14 protein-coding genes and 1 tRNA gene are annotated in these 13492 nt (G+C 61.7%); 12 read left to right on the top strand and 3 right to left on the bottom strand.

Translation table 11 applies throughout. The features are described from left to right. The first annotated feature begins 63 nt into the window (after positions 1 to 63). From Q1A85_RS06505 to Q1A85_RS06475, 7 genes are all read left to right on the top strand, one after another. Positions 64 to 555 (top strand): hypothetical protein, encoded by a 492-nt coding sequence (locus Q1A85_RS06505; RefSeq protein ID WP_299686592.1) that lies wholly within the window; start codon positions 64 to 66, stop codon positions 553 to 555. A 75-nt stretch (positions 556 to 630) separates the two neighbouring features. Next, complete coding sequence (gene sufC / locus Q1A85_RS06500) at positions 631 to 1386, top strand: Fe-S cluster assembly ATPase SufC (RefSeq protein ID WP_299686590.1); 756 nt, start codon at positions 631 to 633, stop codon at positions 1384 to 1386. A gap of 1 nt (position 1387) precedes the next feature. After that, on the top strand, positions 1388 to 2665 hold the full coding sequence (sufD, locus tag Q1A85_RS06495) for a Fe-S cluster assembly protein SufD (RefSeq protein WP_299686588.1): 1278 nt from the start codon (positions 1388 to 1390) through the stop codon (positions 2663 to 2665). 2 nt (positions 2666 to 2667) lie between these two features. Continuing rightward, positions 2668 to 3150 carry a YIP1 family protein gene (locus tag Q1A85_RS06490; RefSeq protein ID WP_299686586.1) on the top strand — a complete coding sequence of 161 codons (483 nt, stop codon included), beginning with the start codon at positions 2668 to 2670 and terminating at the stop codon, positions 3148 to 3150. Then, complete coding sequence (locus Q1A85_RS06485; RefSeq protein ID WP_299686584.1) at positions 3147 to 3746, top strand: Yip1 family protein; 600 nt, start codon at positions 3147 to 3149, stop codon at positions 3744 to 3746. The genes Q1A85_RS06490 and Q1A85_RS06485 overlap by 4 nt, the downstream gene beginning before the upstream one ends. Continuing rightward, positions 3739 to 4959 (top strand): cysteine desulfurase, encoded by a 1221-nt coding sequence (locus Q1A85_RS06480; protein ID WP_299686582.1) that lies wholly within the window; start codon positions 3739 to 3741, stop codon positions 4957 to 4959. Before Q1A85_RS06485 ends, Q1A85_RS06480 begins: the two co-directional genes overlap by 8 nt. 59 nt (positions 4960 to 5018) lie before the next feature. Further along, positions 5019 to 5095, top strand: a tRNA-Arg gene (locus Q1A85_RS06475). A gap of 69 nt (positions 5096 to 5164) precedes the next feature. Here the strand turns inward: Q1A85_RS06475 and Q1A85_RS06470 are convergent. After that, the gene (locus Q1A85_RS06470; RefSeq protein WP_299686580.1) at positions 5165 to 5734 is read right to left on the bottom strand and encodes a DUF882 domain-containing protein; all 570 of its coding nucleotides are present in this window, start codon (positions 5732 to 5734) and stop codon (positions 5165 to 5167) included. Between the two features lie 360 nt (positions 5735 to 6094). Here Q1A85_RS06470 and Q1A85_RS06465 point away from each other — a divergent pair, with 360 nt between their 5' ends. Genes Q1A85_RS06465 through Q1A85_RS06450 form a run of 4 tightly spaced genes read left to right on the top strand, consistent with a single transcriptional unit; the run spans position 6095 to position 10280 of the window. After that, the gene (locus Q1A85_RS06465) at positions 6095 to 7657 is read left to right on the top strand and encodes a L,D-transpeptidase family protein (protein ID WP_299688532.1); all 1563 of its coding nucleotides are present in this window, start codon (positions 6095 to 6097) and stop codon (positions 7655 to 7657) included. A gap of 30 nt (positions 7658 to 7687) precedes the next feature. Then, on the top strand, positions 7688 to 8779 hold the full coding sequence (lpxD, locus tag Q1A85_RS06460; protein WP_299686578.1) for a UDP-3-O-(3-hydroxymyristoyl)glucosamine N-acyltransferase: 1092 nt from the start codon (positions 7688 to 7690) through the stop codon (positions 8777 to 8779). Positions 8780 to 8811: 32 nt separating this feature from the next. Next, positions 8812 to 9072 carry an acyl carrier protein gene (locus tag Q1A85_RS06455; protein ID WP_299686576.1) on the top strand — a complete coding sequence of 87 codons (261 nt, stop codon included), beginning with the start codon at positions 8812 to 8814 and terminating at the stop codon, positions 9070 to 9072. Next, the gene (locus Q1A85_RS06450; RefSeq protein ID WP_299686575.1) at positions 9072 to 10280 is read left to right on the top strand and encodes a beta-ketoacyl-[acyl-carrier-protein] synthase family protein; all 1209 of its coding nucleotides are present in this window, start codon (positions 9072 to 9074) and stop codon (positions 10278 to 10280) included. Before Q1A85_RS06455 ends, Q1A85_RS06450 begins: the two co-directional genes overlap by 1 nt. A gap of 17 nt (positions 10281 to 10297) precedes the next feature. Here the strand turns inward: Q1A85_RS06450 and Q1A85_RS06445 are convergent, their stop codons facing one another. Continuing rightward, positions 10298 to 11086 (bottom strand): DUF533 domain-containing protein, encoded by a 789-nt coding sequence (locus Q1A85_RS06445; RefSeq protein WP_299686573.1) that lies wholly within the window; start codon positions 11084 to 11086, stop codon positions 10298 to 10300. 120 nt (positions 11087 to 11206) lie between these two features. On the opposite strand from Q1A85_RS06445, the gene Q1A85_RS06440 reads away from it, so the two are divergent. Next, the gene (locus tag Q1A85_RS06440; protein WP_299686572.1) at positions 11207 to 12082 is read left to right on the top strand and encodes a DMT family transporter; all 876 of its coding nucleotides are present in this window, start codon (positions 11207 to 11209) and stop codon (positions 12080 to 12082) included. Here the strand turns inward: Q1A85_RS06440 and Q1A85_RS06435 are convergent. Then, positions 12079 to 13476, bottom strand: a complete 1398-nt coding sequence (locus Q1A85_RS06435) for a protein adenylyltransferase SelO (protein ID WP_299686570.1) — start codon at positions 13474 to 13476, stop codon at positions 12079 to 12081. The two genes, Q1A85_RS06440 and Q1A85_RS06435, sit on opposite strands and share 4 nt — an antisense overlap. Positions 13477 to 13492: the final 16 nt, after the last annotated feature.

The raw sequence follows: 13492 nt of genomic DNA, 5'->3' as shown, positions 1-13492 counted from the left end.
CACGTTTTTGTCAGGTTTCGCCAGTTTCCTGTGCGGCATCAGTTCCGCAAAGGCCATATGCCCGTGTCACACACCAATTTTCAGGATCGCCTGTCCAAGATTGCAACGGATCATGCCGCGCAGGGCGTGACCGTGACCACCGAAATTCCGGCCAAGCTACGCCGCACGGTGCGGCTGGACGTGATGATCGCGCGCGGCCTGTTGATCTATCCGCTGGTGATCCTGCTGGCCATCGCCGTCTATGTCGGGACGGACGCGGCGCTGTTTCACTATATAGAGCAGAACCGGGACGTAAGTGCATACGACCTCGCCGTGATCGAATCCTTGTTGGGGCGCAGCGGTCTGGCGGGATGCGCTTCGGCGGCTGTGGCGTTGGTTCTGTTTCTCAACAAGCAGTGGATCGCGCTGCTTTTGTTCGTACTCAGCACGGTCCTCGTGGCGTGCTACGAACTGCAAATGATGGCCGCGCTGCCTTGGCTGTGGTCGCTCATCTACACACCGGACTATGTGACACTGACGCTTGCGCAGGCCGGATACGTGACTGTGCCGCAGTAGGCACACAATATCAATCGAACCGTAATGCAGCGGGTCAGGCATTTGTCTGGCCGGCTTTTGCTATGTGAGGACATCATGCTGAAGATCAACGATTTGCACGTGCAACTGGAAGAAGAGGGCAAGCAGATCCTCAAGGGCGTCGATCTGGAGGTCGAGGCGGGCAAGGTCCATGCGATTATGGGGCCAAACGGGTCCGGAAAATCCACGCTGTCCTATGTCCTGTCGGGCCGCGACGGCTACGAGGTGACGGGTGGCGCTGCCACGCTGGATGGCGCGGACCTGCTGGAGATGGAGCCGGAAGAGCGGGCCGCAGCCGGTCTGTTCCTTGCGTTCCAGTACCCTGTCGAGATTCCCGGTGTGGGCAACATGACGTTCCTGCGCACGGCCGTGAACGCACAGCGCAAGGCGCGCGGCCAAGACGAAATCAGCGCCGCCGATTTCCTGAAAGACATCCGCGCCAAGGCCAAAGATCTCAAGATCGACGCTGACATGCTCAAACGACCTGTAAATGTGGGCTTTTCGGGCGGTGAGAAAAAGCGCAACGAAATTCTACAGATGGCGATGCTTGAGCCAAAGATGTGTATTCTCGACGAAACTGACTCGGGCCTTGACGTGGACGCGATGAAGCTGGTGGCCGAAGGTGTGAACGCGCTGCGCTCCGAAGGGCGGGGTTTTCTGGTGATCACCCACTACCAGCGGCTTCTGGATCATATCAAACCCGACGTCGTGCACATCATGGCGGACGGCAAGATTGTGAAAACCGGCGGGCCCGAGCTGGCGCTCGAGGTCGAGAACAACGGCTATGCCGACATCCTGGCCGAGGTGGCCTGAGATGGCGAACCCGGCCCCCAAGACAAACGCAACCGACGCGCGGCTGGCAGCGATTGCCAAGCCGGACGCCGCAGCGTGGTCGCACAGTGCACGTGACGCTGCGGCCAAGCGCGTGGTGGACATGCAACTGCCCGAGCGGCGCGACGAGTATTGGAAATACACTCGTCCCGACACGCTGGTGCAACCTGACGCGCCGCACGCGGCCCTGTTTCACAATGACGAGGGCCCGCTTTTTGACGAAATGGACCGGCTCAAGGTCGTCTTTGTCGACGGCGTGTTTGACCCAGACGCCTCCGACGATCTGGAGATGGCGGGCGTGCGCATTGATCGGCTGGCAGAGCCCGCGGACATCCATTGGGCGGCTGATCTCTATGGCTCGCTTGAGGCGGATGGTCATTACGTGCCGCGCCCGCTGGCGGCCCTGAACACCGCCTATGCCAGCGACGGCGTGCTGATTCACGTGACGGGCAAGGCGGAAAAGCCGATCAATTTCATATATTTGCATCAGGATGAGACGTCGGATGCGATCCTGCATCATCTGATCAAGCTGGATGCGGACGCCGAGATGACGTTGCTTGAAACCGGTCCCGCCGCGGCACGGTTCAACAAATGCATGGAGGTTGATGTGGCCGATGGTGCCACGTTCCACCACGTGCGGGCGCAGGGGCGCGACCATGAACGGCGTGCGGTCACCCACAGCTTTGCCCGGTTGGGCAAGGAATCCACCTTCAAATCCTTTACCCTCACGGTGAATGGGCGGCTGACGCGCAACGAATGCGTGATCACATTGACAGGTGACGACGCGATTGCGCATGTGGCGGGGGCGTGTGTTGGTGACGGTGATTTCCATCACGACGACACCGTGTTCGTGACTCATGACGCGGTCGGCTGCGAAAGCCGTCAGGTCTTTAAAAAGGTTCTGCGCAACGGTGCCGTGGGCGTGTTCCAAGGCAAAATTCTGGTCAAGGAAGGTGCGCAAAAAACGGATGGTTACCAGATCAGTCAATCGCTGCTGCTGGACGATGACAGCCAGTTCCTCGCCAAGCCCGAGCTTGAGATTTATGCTGACGACGTGGCCTGTTCGCATGGCTCGACCTCTGGTGCGATCGACGAAGAGGCGCTGTTTTACCTGCGGTCGCGCGGTGTGCCGGAAAGCGAGGCGACGGACCTGCTGACGCTGGCCTTTCTTGCCGAAGCGGTCGAAGAGATTGAGGACGAAGCCCTGCGCGACGCACTTGTGGACCGCTTGCAGGGCTGGCTGGAGCGTCATCGCGGCTGAGCATGTCCATTTCTCGCAATATCGTCGCCACCTATCGCGGGCCGGGCGCGGTGATCCGCCGTCTGCTTGCGATGGGGCCACGCGAAGATCGCGCGCTGGCCTATATCATGGGGGCCTGCGCGCTGTTCTTTGTGGCGCAACTGCCGCGCCTTGCGCGTGAGGCGCACCTGACAGGACAGGAACTGAACATGTTGCTGGGCGGCAGCCTGATGGCGTGGATCTTTATTGCGCCGCTCCTGTTTTACGGCATCGCCTTTTTGGCGCGTATCGTGGGGCGGGTGCTGGGCGGCAAGGGCACGGCCTACGGCGCGCGGCTGGCGTTGTTCTGGGCGCTGTTGGCCTCGTCGCCGCTCTTGCTGTTGCACGGGCTGACGGCGGGTTTTGTCGGGCCGGGGATCGAATTGCAGGGCGTTGGGCTGATCTGGTTCTGCATATTCATGTGGTTCTGGATCGGCGGCAGCATCGCGATGGAGCGTACGCCATGAAATTTTGGGCCGATCTTGCCGTGGACACCTTGCGCAATCCGCAGGATGCCGCCGCGCGGATCATGAGCTGGCAGGTGCCGCGCACCGAATTGTACATCGCGCTGCTGGCGGTCTCGGCGCTGACCGCGTTGATCGTGGGCACGGTATCAACCCTTGGACCACCCGCAGACCCCCAATTGCTGGAAGCGGTGCCGGTGCTTGCACTGTTTCAGCGGCCGCTGGCGCTGTTTGTGCTGACCGCGGGCGGGCTGATTGTGATGGTCCATGCGCTGTATTGGGCGGGCAACGCCATGGGGGGCAGGGGTGATCTGGGCGATCTCATTGCGCTGATGGCGTGGCTGCAAGCGCTGCGCGTGGCGGCGCAACTGGTCATCCTGACGTTGAGTATGCTGGTGCCCGGCGTGGCCGGGCTTTTGGCGCTGGTTGTGATGATCGTCGCCTTTTGGCTCATGCTGCACTTTATCAGCGCGGCCCTGCACCTTGCCTCGCTGTTGCGTGCCTTTGGCATTCTGATTGCGGTCAGTGCGGGTCTGCTGTTGGGCCTGATGCTGATTATCACACTATTTGGCCTCGCAGGAGGGGTGAGCAATGTATGACGTTGACGCGATCCGCGCCGATTTTCCGATCCTGAGCCGCGAGGTGAACGGCAAGCCGCTGGTCTATCTCGACAACGGGGCGTCGGCGCAGAAACCGCAAGTCGTGATCGACGCGATCACCAAAGCCTATTCCGAGGAATACGCCAACGTGCACCGGGGCCTGCACTTTCTGTCAAACCTCGCGACCGAGAATTACGAAAGCGTCCGGGGCAAGTTGGCGCGGTTCCTGAACGCAGGGTCCGAGGATGAGATCGTAATGAACTCGGGCACCACCGAGGGCATCAATATGGTGGCTTATGGCTGGGCCATGCCGCGGATGCAGGCGGGTGATGAGATCGTTCTGTCGGTGATGGAGCACCACGCCAATATCGTGCCGTGGCATTTCTTGCGCGAACGGCAGGGCGTGCAATTGAAATGGGTCGATGTGGACAGCACCGGTGCGCTGGACCCGCAAAAGGTAATCGACGCCATTGGCCCACAGACCAAGCTGGTGGCGATCACACATATGTCCAACGTGCTGGGCACCGTGGTCGACATCAAGACAATCTGCGAGGCGGCCCATGCGCGCGGCGTGCCCGTGCTGGTCGACGGCAGTCAGGCGGCCGTCCACATGCCGGTAGACGTGCAGGATCTGGGCGCGGATTTCTACGCGATCACGGGGCACAAGCTTTATGGTCCGTCGGGATCTGGCGCGATCTACGTCACGTCTGAGCGCATGGCGGAAATGCAGCCCTTTATCGGCGGCGGCGACATGATCAAGGACGTGTTCAAGGACACCGTTGTCTATAACGACCCACCGATGAAGTTCGAGGCCGGTACGCCCGGCATCGTGCAGATGATCGGTCTGGGCGTGGCACTGGACTATATGATGGGCCACGGGATGGACGCCATCGCCGCGCATGAGGCGTCGCTGCGCGACTATACCGTTGACCGGCTGGGTGGGCTGAACTGGTTGCAGGTACAGGGCACAACGCCGGACAAAGGCGCGATCTTTTCCTTCACGCTTGACGGGGCCGGGCACGCGCATGACATATCCACGATCCTTGACAAAAAGGGGGTGGCGGTGCGTGCGGGCCAGCACTGCACCGGGCCGTTGATGGAACATATGGGACTGACCGCCACCTGTCGCGCCTCCTTTGGCATGTACAACACCAAGGCCGAGGTCGATGCGCTGGTCGACGCGCTGGAACTGGCACACGATCTCTTTGGCTGACCCGGGCTGCGCGATTTGCAATTGCAGCGCATCGGCACGCCGGGTATAGGCAAATCACTGGACCCTTAGCTCAGCTGGATAGAGCGCTGCCCTCCGAAGGCAGAGGCCAGAGGTTCGAATCCTCTAGGGTCCGCCATCCTTACCGCAACACAAAAAAAGCGCCCGGAAGAGCGCTTTGATCTGGTGTCGGACTGTCAGTAAGGGCTTAGCGGCCCCAACTGCGGACGACGCCGCAATCCATGTGGACAAAGTTCGAGCCGGAATACTTACCGACACCACCACCACGGCAGGCCGCTGCGGCGCGGGCCATCTGGCTGACGGACCGTGTGGACAGGCGCAGGTCGGCGGCCTGACCTTTCATGTGCAACGAATTTTTGGCCACACCGCCACTGCGCGAGCGCAACATGGCGTTGGTTTGCGGGCTGCGATAGCCCGACAGCAGCATATAAGGCTCTTCCGCGTCCAGAAGGTTGTGTGCGGCGGCCATGATATCGACGGTGCGCAGGTCAATGGATTTGACCTGATTGGTGCGCCAGTCCCGCATGAAGTGATTGATCTCTTTGACGGAGTCTTTGATGTACTTGCCCTCGAGCCAGTAAATCATGTCGATCCGTTCACCAGTGCGCCCTGAATACATGCGCAACCGGCGGATGTCGCCCGATCCACGCAAGAAACCTGCGGCCTTGGAGTAAGTTGGAGCTGCCACGACGCTTGTTGCTGCAAATGCACCAAGCAAAGCCCGGCGGGTCAAACCCGGAGAGGTATAATCCGTCATATTTCTACGCCGTCCCGTACGCCTGCCACCCGTGATGTTACACGGGTTTTGCTATCTCATCCCCAGATGCAACATTCTTATGGCATAACGCGATTCGTTTACCAAGGGCTGAATCCGGATTTTTATTGTCGCAAGAGTGTTGCGCAGAATTTTGCCAAGATGTTGCAAAAACCGTGAATTCCTCTTGAACCCGGTGCATCACTGCATCACGGGCGGACGAAGACGGCACGCTCTTTCAGTTGTGAATAGACAGCCGCGCGGCGCGTTTAGGATAAGTGAAAGATGCTCGCCACATCAGAATAATGAGGGACCACAATGACAGTGACGATTTTCCGCGCATGGGTGTTTGCGCTCGTTGCGATGGCTGCGGCGCTGACCCTGAGCCTGCCCACCGCTGCAACCGCGCAGGTGACCGCATTCAAACAGGCGGTGGCCGAAGCTGCCGCGCGTGACGCTGACATCGCAGCCTTCTATCAGGCCAACGGGTACAAGAGCATTTGGACCGGCAAAAGCGGGCGCGAACGGCAACGTCGCGTCGCTCTTTTCAAGGCGCTTAGCCAGTCGGGCAATCACGGCCTGCCCACGGCCCGCTATGATGCGGCGGGTCTTCAGGCCAAGATGAAAGCTGCGAAAACGCCGCGTGACCGTGGTCAGGTTGAGGTCGAGATCAGCCGTACCTTCCTGCAATTCTCGCGCGATCTGCAAACCGGTGTTCTGGTGCCCAGCCGCGTGGACCGCGCCATCGTGCGGCAGGTGCCCTACCGTGACCGGACGTCCTATCTGGTGAATTTCACGAAATCCTCGCCTTCGGGTTTCTTCAAGGCGCTGTCACCGAAGACCACTGAATACAACGCCCTGATGAAGGAAAAGCTGCGCATGGAGCGGCTGCTGGCCAAAGGCGGCTGGGGCCAGACGGTGCCCGCCAAATCGCTCAAGCCCGGTCAATCAGGCGACGCGGTGGCGATCATGCGCAACCGGCTGATCGCCATGGGGTTCCTCAAACGGACAAACACACAGACCTATGACGCAAACATTCAGTCCGCCGTGCAGCAGTTTCAGCTTGCACATGGCCTTGCGGCCGATGGTGTGGCTGGTCCCGGGACAATGACCGAGCTGAACAAGGACGTGCAGACGCGTTTGCAGTCCATCATTGTCGCAATGGAGCGGGAGCGCTGGGTCAATCAGGAACGCGGCAAGCGCCACGTCCTCGTGAACATTCCGGACTTTTCGGCCAAGGTTGTCGACAACGGCAAAGTGACATTTCAGACCCGCTCGGTTGTGGGTGCCAACAAGGATGACCGCCCGACGCCCGAGTTTTCGGACGTGATGGAGTTCATGGTCATCAATCCAAGCTGGTATGTCCCACGCTCGATCGTGACCAAGGAATATCTGCCCGCCCTCAAGCGCAACCGTAACGCGGTCAAACATATCGAGATTACGGACAGCCGGGGCCGCAAGGTAAACCGCGGCGCCGTGAACTTTGCGCAATACACGGAAAAGACGTTCCCCTTTGCCATGCGCCAGCCGCCCTCCAAGGGCAACGCGCTGGGTCTGGTCAAGTTCATGTTCCCCAACGTGCACAACATCTACCTGCATGACACGCCCGCCAAGAATCTGTTTGGCCGCGAGGTGCGCGCCTACAGCCACGGCTGCGTGCGTCTGGCGGACCCGTTCGACTTTGCCTACACGCTGCTGGCCAAACAGCAGTCGAATCCTGAACAGTATTTCCAGTCCGTGCTGGCTACGGGCAAGGAAACGCGGGTGGACCTGAAATCGCCAGTGCCGGTGCACATCATCTACCGCACGGCGTTCACCACGCCCAAGGGGCACACCCAGTATCGCCGCGACATCTATGGCCGTGACGCCAAGGTCTGGCGCGCGCTCAGCAATGCCGGGGTGGCCCTGCGCGCCGTTCAGGGGTAAATCCATCCCCTGACGGCAAAGGGGACGCAGATGCGATACACAATTGGCGAGATTGCGGCGGCCCTGCATCTGGATGTGGTGGGTGACCCGGATATCGTGATCACCGGCCTTTCTGAGCCGGGCGATGCCGGTCCGGACGATCTGGCGCTGGCCAGTAACCCGAAATACGCCGATGCCATTGGGGCAGGGGCCGCGCAGGCGGCCTTGCTCTGGGCTGACGCTGATTGGAAAGCATTGGGTCTGCGGGCGGCCATTCGGCCTGCACGGCCACGTTTTGCCCTGTCGGGCCTGACCGCCATCGCAGATCCTGGTCAGGGCTTTGGGTCTGGCATTCACCCCGGCGCATCGGTCGACCCCACGGCGGACATCGGGGACGGTGTCACCATCGCGGCGGGGGCTGTGATTGGACCGGAGGCGCGCATTGGCACGGGCAGCACCATCGGTCCGCTGTGCTATGTCGGATGGGGCGCGGAACTGGGCCCAAACGCCTATCTGCGCGAACACACCAGCATCGGTGCTCAGGTCCGGATCGGCGCAAGGTTCATTGCGCAGCCGGGCGCACGGGTGGGGGGCGACGGGTTTTCCTTTGTCACACCCGAAAAAAGTGGCGTCGAAGAGGTCCGCGAAAGCCTTGGTGATCAGGGGGCCGCGCAGGGCCAGCCTTGGGCGCGCATCGCAAGCCTTGGTGCCGTCGAGATTGGCGACGATGTCGAATTGGGCACAAACAGTGCCATCGACAACGGCACCATTCGCCCCACGCGCATTGGCCACCGGACCAAGATCGACAACCTTGTGCATATTGCCCACAACGTGGTCATTGGCGATGACAACCTCATTTGCGGTCAGGTGGGCATCGCAGGCTCGACCACGGTGGGGAATTTCTGTGTCTTTGCCGGGCAGGTGGGTCTGTCGGACAATATCACCATCGGAGACCGTGTGGTCTGTGGCGCGGCGTCCAAGGTGCTTAGCTCGGTCCGCGATGGCAAGGTTATGCTGGGATACCCCGCGGTCGAGATGAAGACGCATCTGTCCTCGTTCAAGAACGTCCGCCGGCTGCCGCGTCTGCTTGCGGACGTCACGGCGTTGAAGAAAGCGGTTTTCAACGCAGGCTCCAGTGACTAAATCACACCCGTGAGCGGCAGAGGGGCAGGCACATGAGCGTCAAGGACAAGGTGATCGAGATCATCGCGGAGCAGGCGGTTCTGGAACCCGGCGATGTCACGATGGACAGCTCGCTGGAAGATTTGGGCATCGACTCGCTGGGCCTCGTGGAAAGCATCTTTGCCATTGAGGAAGAGTTTGACATCTCGGTCCCGTTCAACGCGAACGAACCGACTGAAAGCGACTTTGACATCACCAACGTGCAATCGATCATCACCGGGATCGAGGCGCTGATCACCGCGCAAAAAGCCTGATGCACCGCGTTGTCATTACGGGGGCGGGCACGGTCAACGCCTTGGGCCACGATGTGCCCGAAACGCTCGAAGCCATGCGCGAGGGGCGCTGTGGCATCGGCGAGCTGGAATTTCAGGACGTGGATCGCCTCGCGGTCAAGATCGGCGGGCAGGTGCGGGGGTTTGAGGCGGAGGGACGCTACAACCGTCAGCAAATGAGCCTCTACGACCGGTTCACCCAATTCACGCTTGCCGCAGCCAAAGAAGCCATTGCGCAATCCGGCCTGACCTTTTCGGGGGACGAGGCTGCGCGCTCGGGCGTTATTCTGGGCACTGCCGCAGGCGGGGTCAGCACGTGGGACCAGAATTACCGTCTGGTCTACGAAGAGGGGAAGAACCGGGTGCACCCCTTTGTTGTGCCCAAGCTGATGAACAACGCCGCCGCCAGCCACGTGTCGATGGAGTTCAACCTCAAAGGGCCGTCCTTTACCGTGGCGACGGCTTGTGCCTCGTCCAACCACGCCATGGCACAGGCCTTTCAGATGGTGCGCAGCGGCATGGCCCCGGTGATGATCACAGGCGGGTCTGAATCCATGTTGTGTTTCGGCGGGGTCAAGGCGTGGGAAGGGCTGCGCGTGATGTCCAAGGACGCCTGCCGCCCGTTTTCAGCCAACCGCAACGGCATGGTGCAAGGCGAGGGCGCCGGGATTTTCGTGTTCGAGGAATACGAACACGCGCGCGCGCGCGGGGCGGACATCCTGTGCGAAGTCATCGGCTTTGCCATGTCGTCGGATGCCTCTGACATCGTGATGCCGTCCAAAAACGGGGCCGCGCGGGCCATGTCCGGCGCGTTGGCAGATGCCAAGGTCGACCGCTCCGATGTTTGCTATATCAACGCCCACGGCACCGGCACGGCCGCCAATGACAAGACGGAATGCGCCGCCGTGGCGGACGTGTTCGGCCCCCATGCCGACAGCCTGATGATCTCGTCCACGAAATCCATGCACGGCCACCTGATCGGCGGCACCGGTGCGGTGGAATTGCTCGCCTGCATCATGGCCCTACGCGACGGTGTGATCGCGCCCACCATAGGCTACGAGGAACCTGATCCCGAATGCGCGCTGGACGTCGTCCCGAACGAGGCGCGCGAGGCCAAGGTCAATGTGGCCATCAGCAACGCCTTTGCCTTTGGCGGCATGAACGCGGTCATCGCCCTGCGCCGCATGTGACGCAGGGCGCTGCGCGGTCAGGCATAAAGCGACGGCACACCCAGTTGCCCGTGGATACCGTTGACGTTTTCAGCATCCATTCCAATGCCTTGCGCGAGGGAATGCAAGTACTGAGCCTCGGCCTGATTGTCGAGGTCAATGGCCAGCAGGGACATGGCGTAGACCTGCGGCCCCAACCCGCGCGGCACGTCCGCGACCAACGCGTCCACATCGACGGGCTTGCCCATCTCGGCGCGCAGGAATGCCGCCTCATCCGCATCAATATCGCCGCCCAACTGCTTCATTAGTTTGTCTTCTTCGCCTTGATCCAGTTGACCGTCGGACTTCGCCGCTTGGATCATCGCACGCAGCATCAGCGCCGCAGCGGCCTCCTGATCTGCGGTGGGTTCAATCTCGGGCTCGGGCGTTTCGGCGAATTGCGAATTCAGCACCTGCCCAAAGCTCGCGCCGTTGTCCGCAGGTCGCGCCGCGGCACGCCCGCCCAGCGCACCCATCAGGCCTGCAGCACCGCCGCCCGCGGCCAAACCGCCCAGCATACCCTGCAAACCGCCGCCGCCTTGTGATCCGTTCAACCCTTCGAGCAAGCCGCCGAGACCGCCGCCACTGCCACCAGCCCCCCCCATCAGACCGCCCAGCATGTTCTGCATCCCACCAGCACCACCAGCGCCACCGCTTTGCAATCCGCCAAGCAAGCCACCAAGCCCGGCGCCGCCACCGCTGCCACCCGACCGGTTCATCATGGCACTGGCCCCCTTGGCCACCGCTACGCCGATGGCCACTTTGGCCAATGTTTTCATCAAGCTCATATCGCTTTCCCCCGCGTTCAGAATCGATTGGCACCAGCCTTGCACAGGGGCGGCCCTCATGGGCGGGGAATATTTGCGGCGCATTGACATTTTGGACGCGCTCCCGGCCAAGTCCCGCTCATGGAGCGCAAATCCCATATCGATCTGTTCGGCATCGTGGCGCTGACGCTGTTTTCGCTGAACCTTGGGTTTAATCAGGTGGTGATCAAGTTTGCCAATGGCGGGTTTCAACCTGTGTTCATGGCCGGGCTGCGGTCTGCCGGGGCGCTGGTTTTGCTTGGACTGTGGATGTGGGCGCGGGGCGTGCCGTTGCGCCTGCCGTCCGAGGGGCGGATGGCCGGGATCATTGCCGGTCTGCTCTTTGCGATTGAGTTCATGTTCCTGTTCTCGGCGCTGGATCTCACGACCGTGGCCCGCGCATCCATCGTGTTTTATTCCATGCCGGTCTGGCTGGCGCTGGCTGCCCATTTTGTACTGCCCGGAGAGCGTCTGACCGCCCTGCGGGGCGTCGGCCTTATCCTGGCCATGGCAGGTGTCGTGATCGCGCTGGCGGATCGCGGGTCGGGGCCGGGCAATCTGTTGGGCGACCTGATGGCGTTGGGCGCGGCACTGTGTTGGGCGGGCATTGCGCTGTGCGTGCGGGTCACGCCGTTGTCGCGTATCCCGGCGGAACAACAGCTCTTCTGGCAGCTTTTGGTTTCGGCTCCCGTTTTGATCGTACTGGCACCCGGTTTCGGCCCGCTGGTGCGTGATCTGGCGCTGATCCACTGGGTCAGCCTTGGCTACCAAATGGTGTTTATCGCCAGCTTTGGTTTTCTGTTCTGGTTCTGGCTGATGAAGATTTATCCCGCCTCCGGCGTCGCCTCCTTCAGCTTTCTGTCGCCAGTCTTTGCCGTTGCCCTTGGCTGGGCGTTGCTGGGCGAAGAGACGGGGCTGCGCATCTGGCTGGCGCTGGCGCTTGTTGCGGTGGGCCTTGTCCTGATTAACCGCCGTTAGGTGCCGCAGAAGGTGGCAGGCACAATCTCGTCGTCGGTGGGTGGGCGGCGCAGATCGTCGAACGCAGCCGCCACGTCATAGGGCTGCGCCAGCGCCGTCATCAGGCGTTGGAACGGGTCCATGTCGCCCGCGACGGCGGCCTCGATCATCGCCTCGATCCGGTGGTTGCGCGGGATGATCTGTGGGTTGGCCTGCGCCATGACGGACATATCGGGGTTCCGGTCGCGCCACCTGACCTGCCACGTATCAAAGGCGTCCCGGTCAGTGAACTGGTCCCGCGCGGTGTCGGTGCCCAGTGCCGCAAACGTGTTGGTGAAATCCGCCCCCTGCGCCTGCATCAGCGCAAGCAAGTCCTCGATCAGTGGTTGATCCTCTGCCGTGGCATCACTCAGCCCGATCTTGGCCCCATACCGGCGCAGCCATGCCGCCTGTACCTGCTCGGGCATGGCGTGCACGATGGCTGTCGCCTGTTCGATGGCGGCGTCCTTGTCGTCAAAGAGCTGGATCAGGGACGTGGCAAGCTGCGCCATATTCCAGACCGCGATGCGCGGTTGGTTGCCAAACGCATAGCGGCCCTGTTGATCAATGGAACTGTAGACGCGCCCCTCGTGATAGCCGTCCATAAAGGCGCAGGGACCGTAATCAATTGTCTCGCCCGAGATGGTGCAATTGTCGGTGTTCATCACCCCGTGGATGAAACCTACGGACATCCACGCCGCAACCAGTTCCGCCTGTGCGGCGCACACCGCCGCCAACAGGCCCAACGGGCCGTCCGCATCTGGGTGGTGGCGGGCGATGGCGTAGTCGGTCAGCGTACGCAGCTCATCAATGTGGCCGCGATGGGCAAAGATCTGGAACGTGCCCACACGCAGGTGACTGGACGCCACACGGGTCAGCACGGCACCGGGTAAGGGCCCTTGTTCGCGCAACACAGGCTCGCCCGTCGCCACAGCCGCCAGCGCCCGGGTGGTCGGAATGCCAAGCGCGTGCATCGCCTCGCTCACCACGTATTCGCGCAGCACCGGACCCAGCCAGGACCGTCCATCGCCCATGCGACTGTAAGGCGTAGGGCCGGACCCCTTGAGCTGAATGTCCCGGCGCACGCCGTTCACATCGACCACCTCACCCAGCAGGATCGCGCGCCCGTCCCCCAGCTGCGGGTTGTAGTTGCCGAACTGGTGCCCGGCGTAAAGCTGCGCCAGTGGTGCTGCCCCGTCCGGCACGACATTGCCCGCGAACACGGCGGCGTCCTGACCGGAGATGCCCAATTCGCCCGCCAGCGCGTCGTTCCATGCGAGCGTATCAGCGGCGCGGACCGGTGTCGGGTTCAACCGCGTGTAAAACGCATCGGGCAGCGCGGCATAGCTGTTGTCAAAGGGGATATGCAGGGTCATGGCCCACACATAAGCG

Source organism: uncultured Tateyamaria sp., from assembly GCF_947503385.1.
In the GTDB taxonomy this organism is placed as follows: domain Bacteria; phylum Pseudomonadota; class Alphaproteobacteria; order Rhodobacterales; family Rhodobacteraceae; genus Tateyamaria.
Note: the sequence above shows the minus strand (reverse complement) of the source record. Positions and strands in the feature narration are given on the sequence as shown.

Coding starts and splice junctions, on each gene's coding strand:
- sufC (WP_299686590.1), top strand. CDS start 631: ATGCTGAAGATCAACGATTTGCACGTGCAACTGGAAGAAGAGGGCAAG.
- sufD (WP_299686588.1), top strand. CDS start 1,388: ATGGCGAACCCGGCCCCCAAGACAAACGCAACCGACGCGCGGCTGGCA.
- Q1A85_RS06490 (WP_299686586.1), top strand. CDS start 2,668: ATGTCCATTTCTCGCAATATCGTCGCCACCTATCGCGGGCCGGGCGCG.
- Q1A85_RS06485 (WP_299686584.1), top strand. CDS start 3,147: ATGAAATTTTGGGCCGATCTTGCCGTGGACACCTTGCGCAATCCGCAG.
- Q1A85_RS06480 (WP_299686582.1), top strand. CDS start 3,739: ATGTATGACGTTGACGCGATCCGCGCCGATTTTCCGATCCTGAGCCGC.
- Q1A85_RS06470 (WP_299686580.1), bottom strand. CDS start 5,734: ATGACGGATTATACCTCTCCGGGTTTGACCCGCCGGGCTTTGCTTGGT.
- Q1A85_RS06465 (WP_299688532.1), top strand. CDS start 6,095: ATGGCTGCGGCGCTGACCCTGAGCCTGCCCACCGCTGCAACCGCGCAG.
- lpxD (WP_299686578.1), top strand. CDS start 7,688: ATGCGATACACAATTGGCGAGATTGCGGCGGCCCTGCATCTGGATGTG.
- Q1A85_RS06455 (WP_299686576.1), top strand. CDS start 8,812: ATGAGCGTCAAGGACAAGGTGATCGAGATCATCGCGGAGCAGGCGGTT.
- Q1A85_RS06450 (WP_299686575.1), top strand. CDS start 9,072: ATGCACCGCGTTGTCATTACGGGGGCGGGCACGGTCAACGCCTTGGGC.
- Q1A85_RS06445 (WP_299686573.1), bottom strand. CDS start 11,086: ATGAGCTTGATGAAAACATTGGCCAAAGTGGCCATCGGCGTAGCGGTG.
- Q1A85_RS06440 (WP_299686572.1), top strand. CDS start 11,207: ATGGAGCGCAAATCCCATATCGATCTGTTCGGCATCGTGGCGCTGACG.
- Q1A85_RS06435 (WP_299686570.1), bottom strand. CDS start 13,476: ATGACCCTGCATATCCCCTTTGACAACAGCTATGCCGCGCTGCCCGAT.